The organism is Thermus sp. H19.2, from assembly GCF_054979525.1.
On the sequence record NZ_JBUFDB010000002.1, the window covers coordinates 11,608 to 25,451 of the forward strand.

Below are 13,844 nucleotides of genomic sequence, written 5' to 3' on the forward strand. Positions count from 1 at the left end.
GCGCACCTCCTTGGTTTTGGACCCAGTATAAGCCCTTACCCCACCCGGTAGAAGACCCCCTTGGCGAAGGCCACCCGCTTGCCCTCCAAAAGCGCCTCCCCGGCCGCGTGAAAGAGGGAGCGCCCGGGGTGGACCACCCACCCGCGGGCGAGGAGCGTCCCCTCCCGCACGGGCCTCAGGTAGCTCACGGAAAGCTCCGCGGTCACCACCTTGGCCCCCAGGCTTTCCACCGCCTGGCCTAGGGCGCTGTCCAGAAGGGCCGCCAGGATCCCCCCGTGGACGATCCCCTGTCCCTGGAGGAACTCCTCCCGCACCGCTAGGAGCAGCTCCGCCTCTCCCCCCTCCTTCCTGAGGATCTGCGCCTGGAACCAGCGGGAGAAAGGGCTCAACGCCCCTCCTTCGGCTTCCTGCGGATCATGGTGACGAACTCGCCCTCCTGTACCACCTCGCCCCTTTGGTTCAGGACCCGCACCCTCTGGACCACGATCCCCCGGTCGGGCTTGGAGGTCTCCCGCTTCTCCAGGATCTTCGTTTCCCCGTGGACGGTGTCCCCGATGAGGACGGGCTTGAGGAACTTGTAGTTCCGGATCTCCAGCCAGGCGATCACCGTGCCCTCGAGGTGGCCGGTGCGCTGCCTAAGCCCCGTGAGCATGGAAAGGACCAGAAGCCCGTGGGCGATGCGCTGGCCGAAGGGGGTGGACTTGGCGAACTCGGCGTCGGTGTGGATGGGGTTGTAGTCCCCGGAGACCCCGGCGAAGTTCACCACGTCCGCCTCGGTCACCGTGCGGGCCGGGGTGGTGAAGCGCTGGCCGACCTCAAAGTCCTCAAAGTACATGGGCATTTTTCTCACCTCCTTTGGGGCCAAAGCCTGGGGGCAGGCCGGGCGGGCCCACGATGGACCGGCCCCCGTCCACGTAGAGCGCCTGGCCCGTGATGTAGGCGCTCTCCTCCGAGAGGAGGAAAAGGGCGGCCTGGGCTACTTCCTCCGGCCTTCCCGCCCGGCCCAGGGGCGAGGCGCCCACCTCCTGTTCCTGGGCCCAGGGGGGAAGCCCCGCCGTCATGGGGGTTTGGATGAGGCCGGGGAGGAGGGCGTTGACCCGGATGCCCTTACGGGCGAGCTCCAAGGCCAGGGTGCGGGCCAGGCCCACCACGCCCAGCTTGCTGGCGGCGTAATGGGCGAGGCCGAAGGCGCCCAGGGCGGCCACGGAGCTGGTAAGGACCAGGCTTCCTCCCTCTTCTAGGACCTCCCCCGCCTTCCTCGCCACCAGGAAGCTTCCCGTGAGGTTGGCCCGGAGGACCTTCTCCCAGGCCTCGAGGGAAAGGTTCCAGGAGAGGGCGGAGTGGGCTACCCCCGCGAAGTGGGCCACCCCGTGGAGGCGCCCGAACTCCTCCAGGGCTTCCGCGAAGGCCTGTTCCACCGCTTTCGGGTCGGACACGTCCGCCACCACGGCGATGGCCTCGGCCTCGAGGGCCGCCACCGCCTCGGCCAGGGGCCCCTCCTCCCGGTCCACGGCCACCAGCCTCGCCCCCTCCCGGGCGAAGAGCTCCAAGGCCGCCTGCCCGATGCCGCCCGCCGCGCCCGTGACCAGGATGGTCTTCCCTGAAAGCCTTCCCATCAGCGCACCCGCCTGGGGTAAAGGGCCTTACGGAAAGGCTTCGCCGCCACCCTCTCCTCCTAGAAAGCCCGCATCCCCGTGAGGTGGGCCCCGATGATGAGCTTCTGCACCTCGCTCGTCCCCTCGTAGAGGGTGAGGATGCGGGCGTCCCGGTAGAGCCTCGCCACCTCGTACTCCTCAAAGAAGCCGTACCCCCCGTGGACCTGGATGGCCCGGTAGGCCACCCGGTTGGCGGCCTCGGAGGCGAAGAGCTTCGCCAGGCTGGCCTCGAGGGTGTAGGGCTCCCCCTTGGCTTTCTTCCAGGCGGCCCGGTAGGTGAGGAGGCGGGCGGCCTCGAGGTCCAGCTTCATGGCGGCGAGGTGCTCCTGGACCAGCTGGAACTGGGCGATGGGCTTGCCGAACTGCCTCCTCTCCTTGGCGTAGGTCAGGGAGAGGTCCAGGGCCCGTTGCATGAGCCCCACCGCCCCCGCCGCCAGGGAGACCCGCCCCGTGTCCAGGGTGGAAAGGGCGATCCTAAACCCCTCCCCCTCCTGCCCCAGGACCCGGTCCTTGGGCACCCGCACCCCGTCCAGGAAGACCATCCCCGTGTCCGCGGCCTTTAGGCCCAGCTTCCCCTTCAGGGGGCTCGTCCTCACCCCGTCTTCCCGCTCCACCAGGAAGCAGGTGATCCCCTTGGCCCCCTTCTCGGGTTCGGTCTTGGCGAAGACGAGGAAGACCTGGGCCACGTTGGCGTGGGAGATGAAGGTCTTCTGCCCCTCCAGGACGTAGAAGTCCCCGTCCCGGCGGGCGCGGGTCCTGAGGCTTGCCGCGTCCGACCCGGCCTCGGGCTCGGTGAGGGCGAAGGCCCCCAGGGCCTCCCCCCGGGCGAGGCGGGGCACGTAGCGGGCCTTCTGGGCCTCGGTGCCGTAGGCGAGGAGGGGGGTGAGGACCAGGCTCTGCTGCACCGAGAGGATGGAGCGCAAGGAGGCCCACCCCCCCATCTCCTCCAGGAGGGCGAGGTAGGCGAAGAAGTCCAGCCCCGCTCCCCCCAGCGCCTCGGGGACGAAGACCCCGAGGAAGCCAAGCCCCGCCATCTCCTCCACCAGGGGCCAGGGGAAGGCCTCTTCCTCCTCGTAGGCCCTAAGCGCCCCGCCCCGCTCGGCGAGAAACCTCCGGGCGAGCTCCCGGATCTCCTTGTGTTCAGGCACTTCCACGTTCCAACCCCCTTAGGATCAGGTCGTAGTACCCCCGCGCCACCTCCTCCGCCCGCATGGGCTCCCCGGGCCGGAACCAGCGGATCATCCAGTTGAGCATGGAGAGCACCGCCCGCCCCGCCAGGGCCACGTCCACCTCCCGGAAGACGCCCTTCTCCACCCCGCGCCTCAGGATCGCCCGCAGGTTGGCCTCGTGCCGGTCGCGGAGGGCGATGGTCTTCAGGCGGTTTTCCGGGGAAAGGCTCTTGATCCCCTGGAGCATGGTGACGAAGAAGGGGTAGTTCTCTTCGAAATAGCGGGCATGGCCCTCCATGAAGCGGAGGAGGGCCTCCTTGGGATCTGGGATCTTAAGGGCCTCCTCCCCCGCCGCCACCAGGCCCTTTAGGGCCAGGAGGCTGATCTCGTAAAGGATCTCCTCCTTGCTCCCGAAGTGATGGTACAAGGCGGCCTTGGAAAGGCCCAGGGCCTGGGCGATGTCCTGGACGCTGGTGGCCTCGTAGCCCTTCTCGGTGAAGAGCCCGGCGGCTTCTTCAAGGATGCGGTCCCTGGTGGTCGTCAGCATACCCCACCGACCGGTCGGTAAGCTCACTTTACCCCCTGGCTCCCTTCCCGTCAAGGGCGCCCTGGCGGGGGACAGGCTTCTGGTCCCGGTGGAAACGGGGGCCAAGGGCGTCCAGGCCTTGAGGGCGGTGGTCCAGGTGGCCTACCGCCCTGGTCCCCACCGGAGGGCCACCGAGGGACAGGTCCCCATCCAGCTCACGGGGGACCGGGAGGCCGCCGAGGAGGTGGCCCGCCTCACGGACTTCCTGCTCAAGAAGGTCTTCCGCTTTGAGGAGGTGGTGGCGTGAGCGCCATCCGCGCTTACCTGAAAGGCCTGGTGGAGGAGGCCAGAAGCCCGGCCTCTTCCGTCCTCCCTTTGGAAGCCCTCGTCCCCCAGTCCCAGCCTCGCAGGCGCTTTGAGAACCTCGAGGCCCTCGCCGAGAGCGTCCGGGAGAAGGGGGTCCTCCAGCCCCTCCTGGTGCGCCCTCTCGGGGACGGGAGGTACGCCATCGTGGCCGGGGAGAGGCGCTACCGGGCGGCGAAGATGGCGGGGCTTTCCGAGGTCCCGGTAAGGGTGGTGGAGCTCTCCGAGAAGGAAGCGCGACTCCTCGCCCTGGTGGAGAACCTCCAGCGGGAGGACCTGAACCCCTACGAGGAGACCCTGGGGGTGCTGGACCTCCTATCGGAAGACTTGGGGGAGAGCCGGGAGGAGGTGGTGGGGCTCCTCCACCGGATGCGGGATGAGGCGAGGGGGAAGGTTCCCCGCAACGTTGCGGGGAGCCCTGAAGCCCAAAGGGTGGAGGAGCTCTTCAAGGCCCTGGGCCGGATGACCTGGGAGTCCTTCGTCCGCCACCGCCTCCCCCTCCTCTCCCTCCCCGAGGACCTGAAGGTAGCTCTGGGGGAGGGGGCCATCCCCTACACCGCCGCCCTGGAGCTCAAGAAGGTGAGGGACGAGGCCCTGAGGCGGGCCCTCCTGGAGGAGGCCAGGGCGGGGCTTTCCCTGAGGGACCTGAAGGCGAGGGTGCGGGAGGCCCTTAAGAAGGAGAAAGCCCCCAAGCCCTGGTACCGGGAGGTGGGGGAGAGGCTCTTGCGGCTGGACCTCGAGGCCCTGCCCCCGGATAGGCGGGCCCTGGTGGAGGAAAAGCTTAGGGAACTCCGGGAGCTCCTGGAGGCTCCGGTCTAGAGCTCCACGCTCCATCGCGCCCGCGCCAGGAGCTCGGCAAGGTCGTAGTTCACGCTGGTGGCGGCGAAGTCCGGTTCCCGCTGGAAGGGGGCCGGGATGTAGTGCGCCCTTAGGGCCCGCTCGCCGTCGGTCTCCACCACCACCAGCAACCAGCTTTCCGGCTTGTTGAGCCCGGTGAGGATCTGGGTGCGCGAGAGGGTGACCACGCTGGAGCCTGGCCCCTTGCCCTTGACCTCGAGGAACCTCAAGGACCCGTCGGGAAGGCGGGACTCTATGTCGTAGCCGGGCCAGCCCGGGGGCATCTCCCGGGGCTCGTGGCCCTGCAGGCGCTCCGCCCGCAAGACCGCCTCCACCGCTAGGCGCTCTAGCCTCCTGCGGGCCTCCTCCTCGAGGCCGGAGAGCCCTTGGGCCAGGGGAGGGATGACCCAGATGGCCTGGGCCAGCCTGGGGGGAAGGGGGCGGAGGTGCTTCGCCTTCAGGAGCTCCTCTTCCCTTCGCCTGAGGCGCTCGCGGAGCTCCTCGGCCCGACGCCTCGCCCCTTCTGCCCGCGCCTTGGCCACCGCCTTACCTGCCTGGGCTTTCTTCTCCTCTTCTGCGGCCCGGCCATCCCAGTACCAGATCTCCGAGAGGAGGCGCTCCCGCACCGCCTTTAAGGTGCGGTCCACCTCCCTTTCCCGCAGGCTCCGCACCTCCTCCAGGTGCTCCCGGGCCAGGCGCTCCACCGCGTAGGTTTCCGCCTTATCCAGGAGCCCGGGGAGGTCCAGGCGGCCTGCGAGCTCCAGGCCAAGGCGCCGCTCCTCCTCCGTGGCGGGGCGCAGGTCCAGGTAGGGGGCTGGCCCCTCGGCCCGCACCTCCCCCGTAAGGCCCACCCCCACGTAGAGGAGCCTCCGGGAAACGGGCCCCTGGGCGTCCTCCACCTCGTGCTCCAGGGCCAGGACCAGGCGGGGCTCCGTGGCGTTCTCGTCCACCAGGACCGTCCCCCTTTCCAGGTACTCCCCCCAGGCCTCCAGCACCCCCTCCAGCACCGCGTCCAGGAGGGGGTGGCCGGGGACCAGGAAGTCCGCCTGGGGCTTCCCCGGGAGGCTCACCCGGTCCTTGTGGAAGGTGACCCGGGTGTACTGCCGGAGCACCCCAGGCTTCCGCACCCTGGGGGGCACGTAGGCCACCTCCATCCGCCCCGCCTCCCGCAGGTAGACGCTTCCCCCAAGCCTCTCCAGGGCCTCCCGGAAAAAGCTCGTGAGGTAGTGGGGCTGAAGCCTCCTGGCCTCGGCCCGCTCCATCTCCTCCCGGAGGTGCTTTAGGCGCTTGGGGTCCAGGACCTCCTTGGCCAGGGCCCCTTCCAGGAGGGAAAGAAGCCTCTCCCGGTCCACCGCCCCTTCCACCTTCCGAAAGAGCCTCGCCCGGACCTCCGGATCCTCCCCGTAGCGGATGGCCTCCAGGAGGAGCTCCTTGAGGGGCTGGTCCTGGAAGAGCTGGCCCAAGACGTCAAACACCCGTCCCCCCAGGTCCCGGCTCTGCTCCTCCAGCTTTTCCAGGAGGCGGAGGTAAACCTCGCCCTCCCGGGTGTTCTCCGCCACCAGGTTCCACATGTGGCAGACCTCCCTCTGGCCGATGCGGTGGATGCGCCCGAAGCGCTGTTCCAGCCGGGCCGGGTTCCAGGGAAGGTCGTAGTTCACCAGGAGGTGGGCCTGCTGCAGGTTCACCCCTTCCCCGGCGGCGTCCGTGGCCACCAGGATCTCCACCTCGGGGTCCTGGGCGAAGCGGGCCTGGCGGAGGCGGCGCTCCTCCCGGGAAAGCCCCCCGTGCAGGGCCACCACCGCCTCGAGGCGGCCCAGGAATGAGGAAAGCCGCCTTTCCAGGTACTCCAGGGTGTCCCGGTGCTCCGTGAAGACGATGAGCTTTCTTCCCCGGATGAGGTCGCTCTCCAGGAGGCGGCGGAGCTCCTGCCACTTCCGGTCTTGCTCTTTGTGAAGGAGGTGCTTGGCCTGGGCCTCGAGGGCCTTCAGGGTGCGGATCTCCGCCTCCAGCTCCGCCGCGGTGCGGGCGGCGGTGGCCTGGTCCAGGACCTCGGGAGCCCCTTCCAGCTCCTCGGTGGGGAACTCCTCCAGCTCCTCAATGTCCTCCTCCTCCAGGAGGGGAAAGCCCGGGGAAAGCCCCCGCCGCACCTCGGAAAGCCTCGCCTCCAGGCGCTTCCTGCGCCGCTCTAAGGAGCGGAAGAGGGCGAGGGGGCTCGAGGCCAGCCTCCTCTGCAGGAGGGTGAGGGCGAAGCCCACCGTGCGCCGCCTCCCCTCCTCCAGGGCCTCCGCCCGGTTCATCTCCTCCCGCACGTAGGCGGTCACCGCCTGGTAGAGGGCTATCTCCTCCGGGGAGAGGCGGTAGGCCACGGTGTAGGCCCGGCGCTCGGGGAAGAGGGGGGTGCCGTCAAAGCGCACCAGGTCCTCCTTCTGCCGCCTGAGCCAGACCCCCTGGGCGTCTAAGGGAGGGCTCCCTGGCCTCGGCTTCCCGGCGAAGCGGTCGGGGTCCAGGAGGGCCAGGAAGAGGCGGAAGTCCTCCTCCTTGCCCCGGTGAGGCGTGGCGGTGAGGAGGAGGAAGTGCTTGGCCCGCTCGGAAAGCTGCTGGCCCAGGCGGTAGCGCTGGGTGGCCTTCACCTCCAGGCCGTAGTAGGTGGCGGACATCTTGTGGGCCTCGTCCACCACCACCAGGTCCCAGTCCACCTCCAAAGCCCTCTCCGCCACCTCCGGGAAGCGGGCCAGCTGGTCCAGGCGGGCGAGCCAGTAGGGGTGCTTGCGGAAGGGGTTCTCCAGGCTGTTTTCCAGCCAGGAGCGGGAGAAGATCTCAAAGCGCAGGCGGAACTTCTCCCAAAGCTCCTCCTGCCACTGCACCACCAGTCCCCCCGGGGCCACCACCAGGGCCCGCTCCAGGGCACCCCTCAGGGCCAGTTCCCGCATGTAGAGCCCCGTCATGATGGTCTTGCCCGCCCCGGGGTCGTCGGCCAGGAGGAAGCGGAGGGGGTTTTTGGGGAGCAGGTGGCCGTAGACCGCTTCAATCTGGTGGGGAAGGGGCTCCACCAGGGAGGTGTGCACGGCCATCCAGGGGTCAAAGAGGTAGGCGTTCTGGATGCGCTTGGCCTCGGCGGCGAGGCGGAAGAGGTCCCCGGGGGCGTCCAGGGGGAAGCGGGCCTCTTCCTCCGCCTCGAGGCGGGCCAGGTCCTCGGGGTAGAGGAGGGCCTCCTCCAGCCTGCCCGAGGGAGTGCGGTAGGCGATTCGGAAGGCGCTTCCCAGGGGGCGGACGTCCTCCACCCGCACGCTCCCCTCCGGGGTGAGGCCCCGGAGGCGCACCCCGGGGGCGAGCTTCCTGGGCTCCACGGGAGATAGCCTAGCAGAGGACCAGCGGGCTCTTGTGATACGGCAGTAGCACATGTCAAGTCTTGTGATACAAGATGGGGGAACTAGTATCATAAGGGCCGTGCGCCCGGAAGAGTTCGCCCCCCAGGCCCCAGGGAAGCTTTTGGCCATCGGCCGAGGCGTGTACGCCTTCCTGCCGGACCCCTTACCGCCCCGGTTGGAATGGAGCCTCCGCCTCATCGCCCTTCTTGACGAGGCCCGTGGGGCCCTGGGGGAACTGGCAGGGCTCTTGCGCCAGCTCCCCAACCCGTACCTCTTCATCCGCCCCTTCATCCAGAAGGAGGCGGTGCTCTCTTCCCGCATAGAGGGGACGCAGGCGGGCTTGCTGGATGTCTACGCCCTCGAGGCCCAGGTGCCCTTGTTCCCCTCCCCAGAGCTCAGGGAGGACGCCCAGGAGGTGCTCAACTACATCCACGCCCTGGAGCGAGGGAGGGAACTTCTCCAGGAGATACCCCTTTCCCTGAGGCTCCTCAAGGAGGTCCACGCGGTGCTCCTCCGGGGGGTGCGCGGAGGGGGCCGGGCCCCAGGGGAGTTCCGCCGAGCCCAGAACTGGATCGGTCCACCGGGGAGTTCCTTGGAGGAGGCCCGGTACGTTCCCCCTCCTCCCGGCCCCATGCTGGAGGCCCTGGACGCCCTGGAGCGCTTCTGGCACAGCGACCACGGGCTTCCGCCCCTCGTGGAGATCGCCCTGGTCCACTACCAGTTTGAGGCTATCCACCCCTTCCTGGACGGAAACGGCAGGATTGGGCGGCTCCTCATCACCCTGATGCTTTTGGAGAGGGGGCTCTTACCGGAGCCCGCCCTCTACCTCTCCGCCTACTTTGAACGGCACCGGACCCTCTACTACGACCTTCTCCTCGGGGTGAGCCAGCGGGGAGCCTGGGAGGAGTGGTTGGCCTTCTTCCTGGAAGGGGTGCGCACGGAGGCTAAGGACGTGGCGGAGCGTGCGCGCAGGCTCCTTGACCTCTGGAGGGAGTGGCGGGAAAACTACGGGCGCAAGGGGGGAAGCGCCCACATCCTGGGGTTGCTGGACCTTCTCTTTGAGCGCCCGGTGTTGACCGTCCCTCTGGTCAAGGACCGCCTGGGGATTACCCACGCCTGGGCGAACAGGCTGGTGCAGAGGCTGGAAGAAGACGGTATCCTGACACCCGTCAGCGAAAGGAAGCGCAACAGGCTTTACGCCGCCAAGGAGATCCTGGAAATCTTGGAGGAGGCCCGCCATGCCTAAAAAGCTGATTGAGGTCGCCCTGCCCCTCGAGGCCATCAACAAGGAGGCGAGCCGCGAGAAGTCCATCCGCCACGGCCACCCCTCCACCCTGCACCTCTGGTGGGCGAGGCGCCCCTTGGCCACGGCCAGGGCGGTGCTCTTCGCAAGCCTCGTGGACGACCCCGGCGAGCACCTGCCGGAAGACCAGGCGGCCAAGGAGCGGGAGAGGCTCTTCGCCATTCTGGAAAAGCTGGTGAACTGGGACGAGGCCAAGGACCCCGACTCCCCCACCCTCTGGGAGGCCCGCCACGAGATGGCCAAGAGCCTGGCCCGTAGCTTGGGAAAGGTTCCGCCCCCCAAGGAGGACCGGGCGGCCATCCTGGCGCTTCTCCAGGAGGCTCCGCCCGTCCTGGACCCCTTCGCCGGCGGGGGGACCATCCCCTTGGAGGCCCAGCGCCTGGGCCTTAGGGCCTACGCCTCCGACCTGAACCCGGTGGCCGTCCTCCTCAACAAGGCCCTCATTGAGATTCCTCCCCGCTTCTCTGGTCTCCCTCCGGTGAACCCGGAGTACCAGGCGAAGCACCAGCCCACCGACCGCTTTCCCCGCGCCAAAGGCCTCGCCGAGGACGTGCGCTACTACGGCAAGTGGATGCGGGAGGAGGCCTTCCGGCGCATCGGGGCCTTTTACCCCGCGCTGAACGGCCAAACGGTCATCGCCTGGCTCTGGGCCCGCACCGTGGCCTGCCCCAACCCCGCCTGCCGGGCCGAGGCGCCCCTGGTGCGTTCCTTCTGGCTTTCCAAGAAGAGGGGCAAGGAGGCTTATGTGGTCCCCGAGGTGGAGAGGGGAGGGGTGGTGTTCCGCGTGAAAACCGGAGCGGGCGCCCCGCCCCTGGAGGGCACGGTGAACCGCCGGGGAGCGCAATGCCTCGTCTGCGGCACCCCCATCCCCCTGGAGCACGTGCGGGCCGAGGGCCGCGCCGGTCGCATGGGGGCGAGGCTCATGGCCATCGTGACCGAGGAACGTGGGGGGAGGGGTTACCACGCTCCGGACCCGGAGCACGAGGCCGTTGCCCAAAAAGCCGTACCCAACTGGAGGCCTACCTATGAACTGACCTACGATCCCCGCAACATCTGGTGCACCCAGTACGGCCTCACCACCCACGCCGACCTCTTCACCTCCCGCCAGCTCCTGGCCCTCGGCACCTTCTCCGACCTCCTGGAGGAGGCGGAGGAGCGGGCCTACCAGGACGCCCTGAGGGCGGGCCTCTCCGAGGACCCCACCCCCCTCGCCCAGGGGGGAAGGGGCGCCCGGGCCTACGCCCAGGCGGTGCGGGTGTACCTGGCGCTGGCGGTGGACCGCCTGGCCGATTACCATTCGGCGCTTTGCAGCTGGCACACAACGGGAGAAAAAGTTCGTAACACTTTCACACGCCAGGCCCTTCCCATGGTCTGGGACTTCGCCGAGACCAACCTCTTCAGCGAAAGTACAGGCTCGTTGGTCAATATGTTGGACTGGGTCGCCTCCGCCCTGGAGACCCTCCCCGCCTCTCCCCCGGGCACGGCCCGCCAGGCCAACGCCCTGGACTCGGTGAACGGCGTCCCCCACCCGCCCCTCATCTCCACCGACCCGCCCTACTACGACAACATCAGCTATGCCGCTCTCTCCGACTTCTTCTACGTCTGGCTCCGCCGGAACCTGAAGGGGGTCTACCCCGACCTCTTCCGCACCCTCCTCACCCCCAAGGCCGAGGAGCTCATCGCCGACCCCTTCCGCCACGGGGGCAAGGAGGAGGCCCGCAAGCACTTTGAGGAGGGCATGCGCCGGGTCTTCCGCCACCTCAGGGAAAGGGCCCACCCCGACCACCCCCTCACCCTCTACTACGCCTTCAAGCAGCAGGAGGTGGAGGAGGACGAGGAAGGGGAGAGCGAGGCCGTGGCCTCCACGGGGTGGGAGACCTTCCTCCAGGGCCTCGTGGAGGAGGGCTTCCAGGTGGTGGCCACCTGGCCCATGCGCACCGAGCTGCAAAACCGCCCCCGGGGCCAAGGTTCTAACGCCCTCGCCTCCTCCATCGTGCTGGTCTGCCGCCCAAGGCCCAAGGAGGCTCCCCTCGCCACCCGGCAGGACTTCCTCCGGGCCCTCCGGGCCGAGCTTCCCCAGGCCCTGAGGGACCTCACCCGGGGGAGCATCCCCCCCGTGGACCTGGCCCAGAGCGCCATCGGCCCCGGCATGGCCGTCTTCAGCCGCTACCGGGCCGTGGTGGAGCCGGACGGCAGGCCCCTCTCCGTCAGGGAGGCCCTGGCCCTCATCAACCAGGTCCTGGACGAGTTCCTGGCCGAGGAGGAGGCGGAGCTGGACGCTCCAAGCCGCTTCGCCCTCGCCTGGTACGAGCAGTACGGCTACGGGGAGGGCCCCTTCGGGGACGCCGAGACCCTGGCCAAGGCCAAGAACGTGGCGGTGGCCGCCCTGGAGGAAGGGGGTATCCTCCTCGCCCGGGGCGGTAAGGTGCGCCTCTTGAGGCCCGAGGAGTACCCGGAGGACTGGGACCCCAAGGCCGACCGCCGCCTGAGCGCCTGGGAGGCCGCCCACCACCTCATCCGCCTCCTGGAGAGGGCGGGAGAGGGGGCCGCGGCCAGGCTCCTCGCCCAGCTTCCCCCCACCCTGGCGGAGGGAGCCCGGGCCCTGGCCTACCGCCTGTACCAGATCGCCGAGCGCAAGGGCCGCGCCGGTCAGGGGAGCTACCTTGTGGACGCCCAGGGCTTCAACCTCCTGGCCGCGAGCTACGGCCACCTGGCGGTGGAGGCGGCCAGGGCGCGGGGGGCGGTGCAGGAGGGGCTTTTCCGGGAGGCCGATTAATGTGGAGGTTAGGTTTTGACAAAGTGATACTGCATGCGATAGCATAGAGGAGGTAGGGTTGAGCAGGAAGCGTAAACTGTTAGAGAAGCTCAAGGCCCTACCCCCGGAGATGTCCTATGAAGAGGTGGAGCGCGTCCTCGGGTGGTTCGGCTTCTCCTGTGTCCGCTCTGGAGGGAGCCACCACCAGTTCCGGCACCCGAGCGGCCGGATGCTCACGGTGCCTAAGAGGGGAGGCCAAGTGGTGACGCGCACCTACCTCAAGCAGGTGATTGACGCCTTGGAGGACGTTACGGGCAAGGACCTTGAGGAACTTCTAGAGGAGGCGTGATGCGGAAGCGGAAGCCTTTGGACTACTACCTGAACCTGAAGTACCCCGTGCTCTTGGTGGCGGAGCCGGAAGGGGGTTACACCGCCCTTCACCCGGACCTCGAGGGGTGCGTGTCCGTGGGCGAGACCCCGGAGGAGGCCCTGGCCAACCTGGAGGAAGCCCGGAGGCTCTGGCTGGAGACCGCTTATGAGCACGGGGACGAGATTCCCCTTCCGTCCACGGAGCGGGAGTACAGCGGGCGCGTTCTGGTGCGCATGCCTAAGAGCCTCCACCGCCGTTTGGACAAGGAGGCAAGGGCCGAGGGGGTGAGCCTAAACCAGTACATTGTGAGCCTGCTGGCGGAGAGGTCCTCTCTGCGTGCCCTAAAACGCGAGCTAGGGCGGATTTACGAAGGGGCCGAGACCATCTCGGCCGAGCCTCACCGCTCCCAAGAGTGGGGCACGTCTTCCAGGGGCAGGGTATGGACAGAGGTCCTCGCCTAGGGCAGGCCAAGTGGCTAAAACCCTTTGCGGCCCCTGTGGGTAGGGATATGCCTAAAGGAACGGACTTCAACGAGTACTTTCGCGAATTTGTGAGGGACCCGGAGGCGAGGCGGCTTTACCGGGAGGTCCTGGACGAGGAGCTCTCCTGGCTCCTCGGCTACCTGCGGGAGGAGAGGGGGCTTTCCCAGAAGGAGGTGGCCGAGCGCCTGGGGGTCTCCCGGGGCCGGGTGAGCCAGCTGGAGACCTCCGCCGGCCTTTCCATGACCCTGGAGAGCCTGGCCCGCTACGCCCAGGCCTTGGGGCTTTCCCTGAGGCTGGAGTTCGCCGACGAGGAGGGCGAGGTCCTGGCCCGGTTCTCCCTCGCGGCGGACGAGCCCGTGGTGGAGATGGCAAAGCCCGCTTGGGAAAACGCCGGGTTTGGCCCGGAGCCTGCTTTTGGCAAGGCCTCCTGGGCTTCTTGGGCCGCCTAGAGCATGGCAAAAAAATCGGAAACCATCCGCAGGCTTTACCGGGAAGGTAAGAGTGTTTCCGAGATCGCCAAGGCCCTGGGGTTGAGCTACCAGAGGGTCTACAACACCCTGAGGCGCTCCGGCCTCCTCAAGCCCAAGGCCGAAGGGGAGCCCGACCTCGAGGCCTACGCCAACTTCATCCGGGGGCTGGAAATCCGCTCCGTGGAGCTGGTGGAGGTCCACGCCAAGCTGGAGCGCTCTCCTAAAGGGAAGCTTGCTTTCAAGATGGGCCTCGAGGCCTTCGGTCCAGAGCCAAGCGAAGGAGGCTTTTCCGCCGGGCTTGCCTTGAACCTGGACCTCCAGGACGACGGGGGGTCCTTCGGTACCCTGCGGCTTCGCCTTAGGGCGGACTACGACTCGGCCTTCTTTCCGGAGGAGAGGATCTTCCGCGTGTTCCGGGAGCGCAACCTGCCCATTAACCTCTGGCCCTACCTGCGGCTTTACGTGGACTTCCTGACGGCGCAGATGGGGCTTCCCCGGCTGGTGCTTCCCGCCTGGAAGGCCTAGGGGCTTGCCTCTGGGCTTAAG

At 68.3% G+C, this 13,844-nt stretch carries 13 protein-coding genes and 1 pseudogene; 8 read left to right on the forward strand and 6 right to left on the reverse strand.

Annotated features, from left to right (window positions below):
- Positions 1-35: 35 nt before the first annotated feature.
- Genes ACY5J6_RS12315 through ACY5J6_RS12335 form a run of 5 tightly spaced genes read right to left on the reverse strand, consistent with a single transcriptional unit; the run spans position 36 to position 3,371 of the window.
- Positions 36-389: a PaaI family thioesterase gene (locus tag ACY5J6_RS12315; RefSeq protein WP_462846671.1), complete on the reverse strand. Its 354-nt coding sequence runs from the start codon at positions 387-389 to the stop codon at positions 36-38.
- The gene (locus ACY5J6_RS12320) at positions 386-841 is read right to left on the reverse strand and encodes a MaoC family dehydratase (protein WP_462846672.1); all 456 of its coding nucleotides are present in this window, start codon (positions 839-841) and stop codon (positions 386-388) included. Before ACY5J6_RS12320 ends, ACY5J6_RS12315 begins: the two co-directional genes overlap by 4 nt.
- Complete coding sequence (locus ACY5J6_RS12325; protein WP_462846673.1) at positions 825-1,616, reverse strand: SDR family NAD(P)-dependent oxidoreductase; 792 nt, start codon at positions 1,614-1,616, stop codon at positions 825-827. The genes ACY5J6_RS12320 and ACY5J6_RS12325 overlap by 17 nt, the downstream gene beginning before the upstream one ends.
- A 59-nt stretch (positions 1,617-1,675) precedes the next feature.
- Complete coding sequence (locus ACY5J6_RS12330) at positions 1,676-2,809, reverse strand: acyl-CoA dehydrogenase family protein (protein ID WP_462846674.1); 1,134 nt, start codon at positions 2,807-2,809, stop codon at positions 1,676-1,678.
- The gene (locus ACY5J6_RS12335) at positions 2,796-3,371 is read right to left on the reverse strand and encodes a TetR/AcrR family transcriptional regulator (protein ID WP_462846675.1); all 576 of its coding nucleotides are present in this window, start codon (positions 3,369-3,371) and stop codon (positions 2,796-2,798) included. The genes ACY5J6_RS12330 and ACY5J6_RS12335 overlap by 14 nt, the downstream gene beginning before the upstream one ends.
- A 37-nt stretch (positions 3,372-3,408) precedes the next feature.
- On the opposite strand from ACY5J6_RS12335, the pseudogene ACY5J6_RS12340 reads away from it, so the two are divergent.
- Positions 3,409-3,657 (forward strand): annotated as a pseudogene (locus ACY5J6_RS12340) (chromosome partitioning protein ParA); the annotation flags it as partial.
- The gene (locus tag ACY5J6_RS12345) at positions 3,654-4,532 is read left to right on the forward strand and encodes a ParB/RepB/Spo0J family partition protein (protein ID WP_462846676.1); all 879 of its coding nucleotides are present in this window, start codon (positions 3,654-3,656) and stop codon (positions 4,530-4,532) included. The pseudogene ACY5J6_RS12340 and the gene ACY5J6_RS12345, both read left to right, overlap by 4 nt.
- Here ACY5J6_RS12345 and ACY5J6_RS12350 read toward each other — a convergent pair.
- A complete protein-coding gene (locus ACY5J6_RS12350; RefSeq protein ID WP_462846677.1) occupies positions 4,529-7,897 on the reverse strand; it encodes a helicase-related protein in 3,369 nt (1,122 codons plus the stop codon). The two genes, ACY5J6_RS12345 and ACY5J6_RS12350, sit on opposite strands and share 4 nt — an antisense overlap.
- Positions 7,898-7,997: 100 nt before the next feature.
- Here ACY5J6_RS12350 and ACY5J6_RS12355 point away from each other — a divergent pair, with 100 nt between their 5' ends.
- From ACY5J6_RS12355 to ACY5J6_RS12380, 6 genes are read left to right on the forward strand one after another with little or no spacing between them, the layout of a single operon-like run.
- The gene (locus ACY5J6_RS12355; protein WP_462846678.1) at positions 7,998-9,164 is read left to right on the forward strand and encodes a Fic family protein; all 1,167 of its coding nucleotides are present in this window, start codon (positions 7,998-8,000) and stop codon (positions 9,162-9,164) included.
- Positions 9,157-11,997: a DUF1156 domain-containing protein gene (locus ACY5J6_RS12360; protein WP_462846679.1), complete on the forward strand. Its 2,841-nt coding sequence runs from the start codon at positions 9,157-9,159 to the stop codon at positions 11,995-11,997. The genes ACY5J6_RS12355 and ACY5J6_RS12360 overlap by 8 nt, the downstream gene beginning before the upstream one ends.
- 58 nt (positions 11,998-12,055) lie before the next feature.
- The gene (locus ACY5J6_RS12365; protein ID WP_462842040.1) at positions 12,056-12,325 is read left to right on the forward strand and encodes a type II toxin-antitoxin system HicA family toxin; all 270 of its coding nucleotides are present in this window, start codon (positions 12,056-12,058) and stop codon (positions 12,323-12,325) included.
- Positions 12,325-12,807: a type II toxin-antitoxin system HicB family antitoxin gene (locus ACY5J6_RS12370; RefSeq protein WP_462842041.1), complete on the forward strand. Its 483-nt coding sequence runs from the start codon at positions 12,325-12,327 to the stop codon at positions 12,805-12,807. Before ACY5J6_RS12365 ends, ACY5J6_RS12370 begins: the two co-directional genes overlap by 1 nt.
- Before the next feature lie 47 nt (positions 12,808-12,854).
- Positions 12,855-13,277, forward strand: coding sequence for a helix-turn-helix domain-containing protein (locus tag ACY5J6_RS12375; RefSeq protein ID WP_462846680.1), 423 nt, complete (start codon positions 12,855-12,857; stop codon positions 13,275-13,277).
- A 3-nt stretch (positions 13,278-13,280) separates the two neighbouring features.
- Positions 13,281-13,823, forward strand: a complete 543-nt coding sequence (locus ACY5J6_RS12380; RefSeq protein WP_462846681.1) for a helix-turn-helix domain-containing protein — start codon at positions 13,281-13,283, stop codon at positions 13,821-13,823.
- The last annotated feature ends 21 nt before the right edge of the window (positions 13,824-13,844 follow it).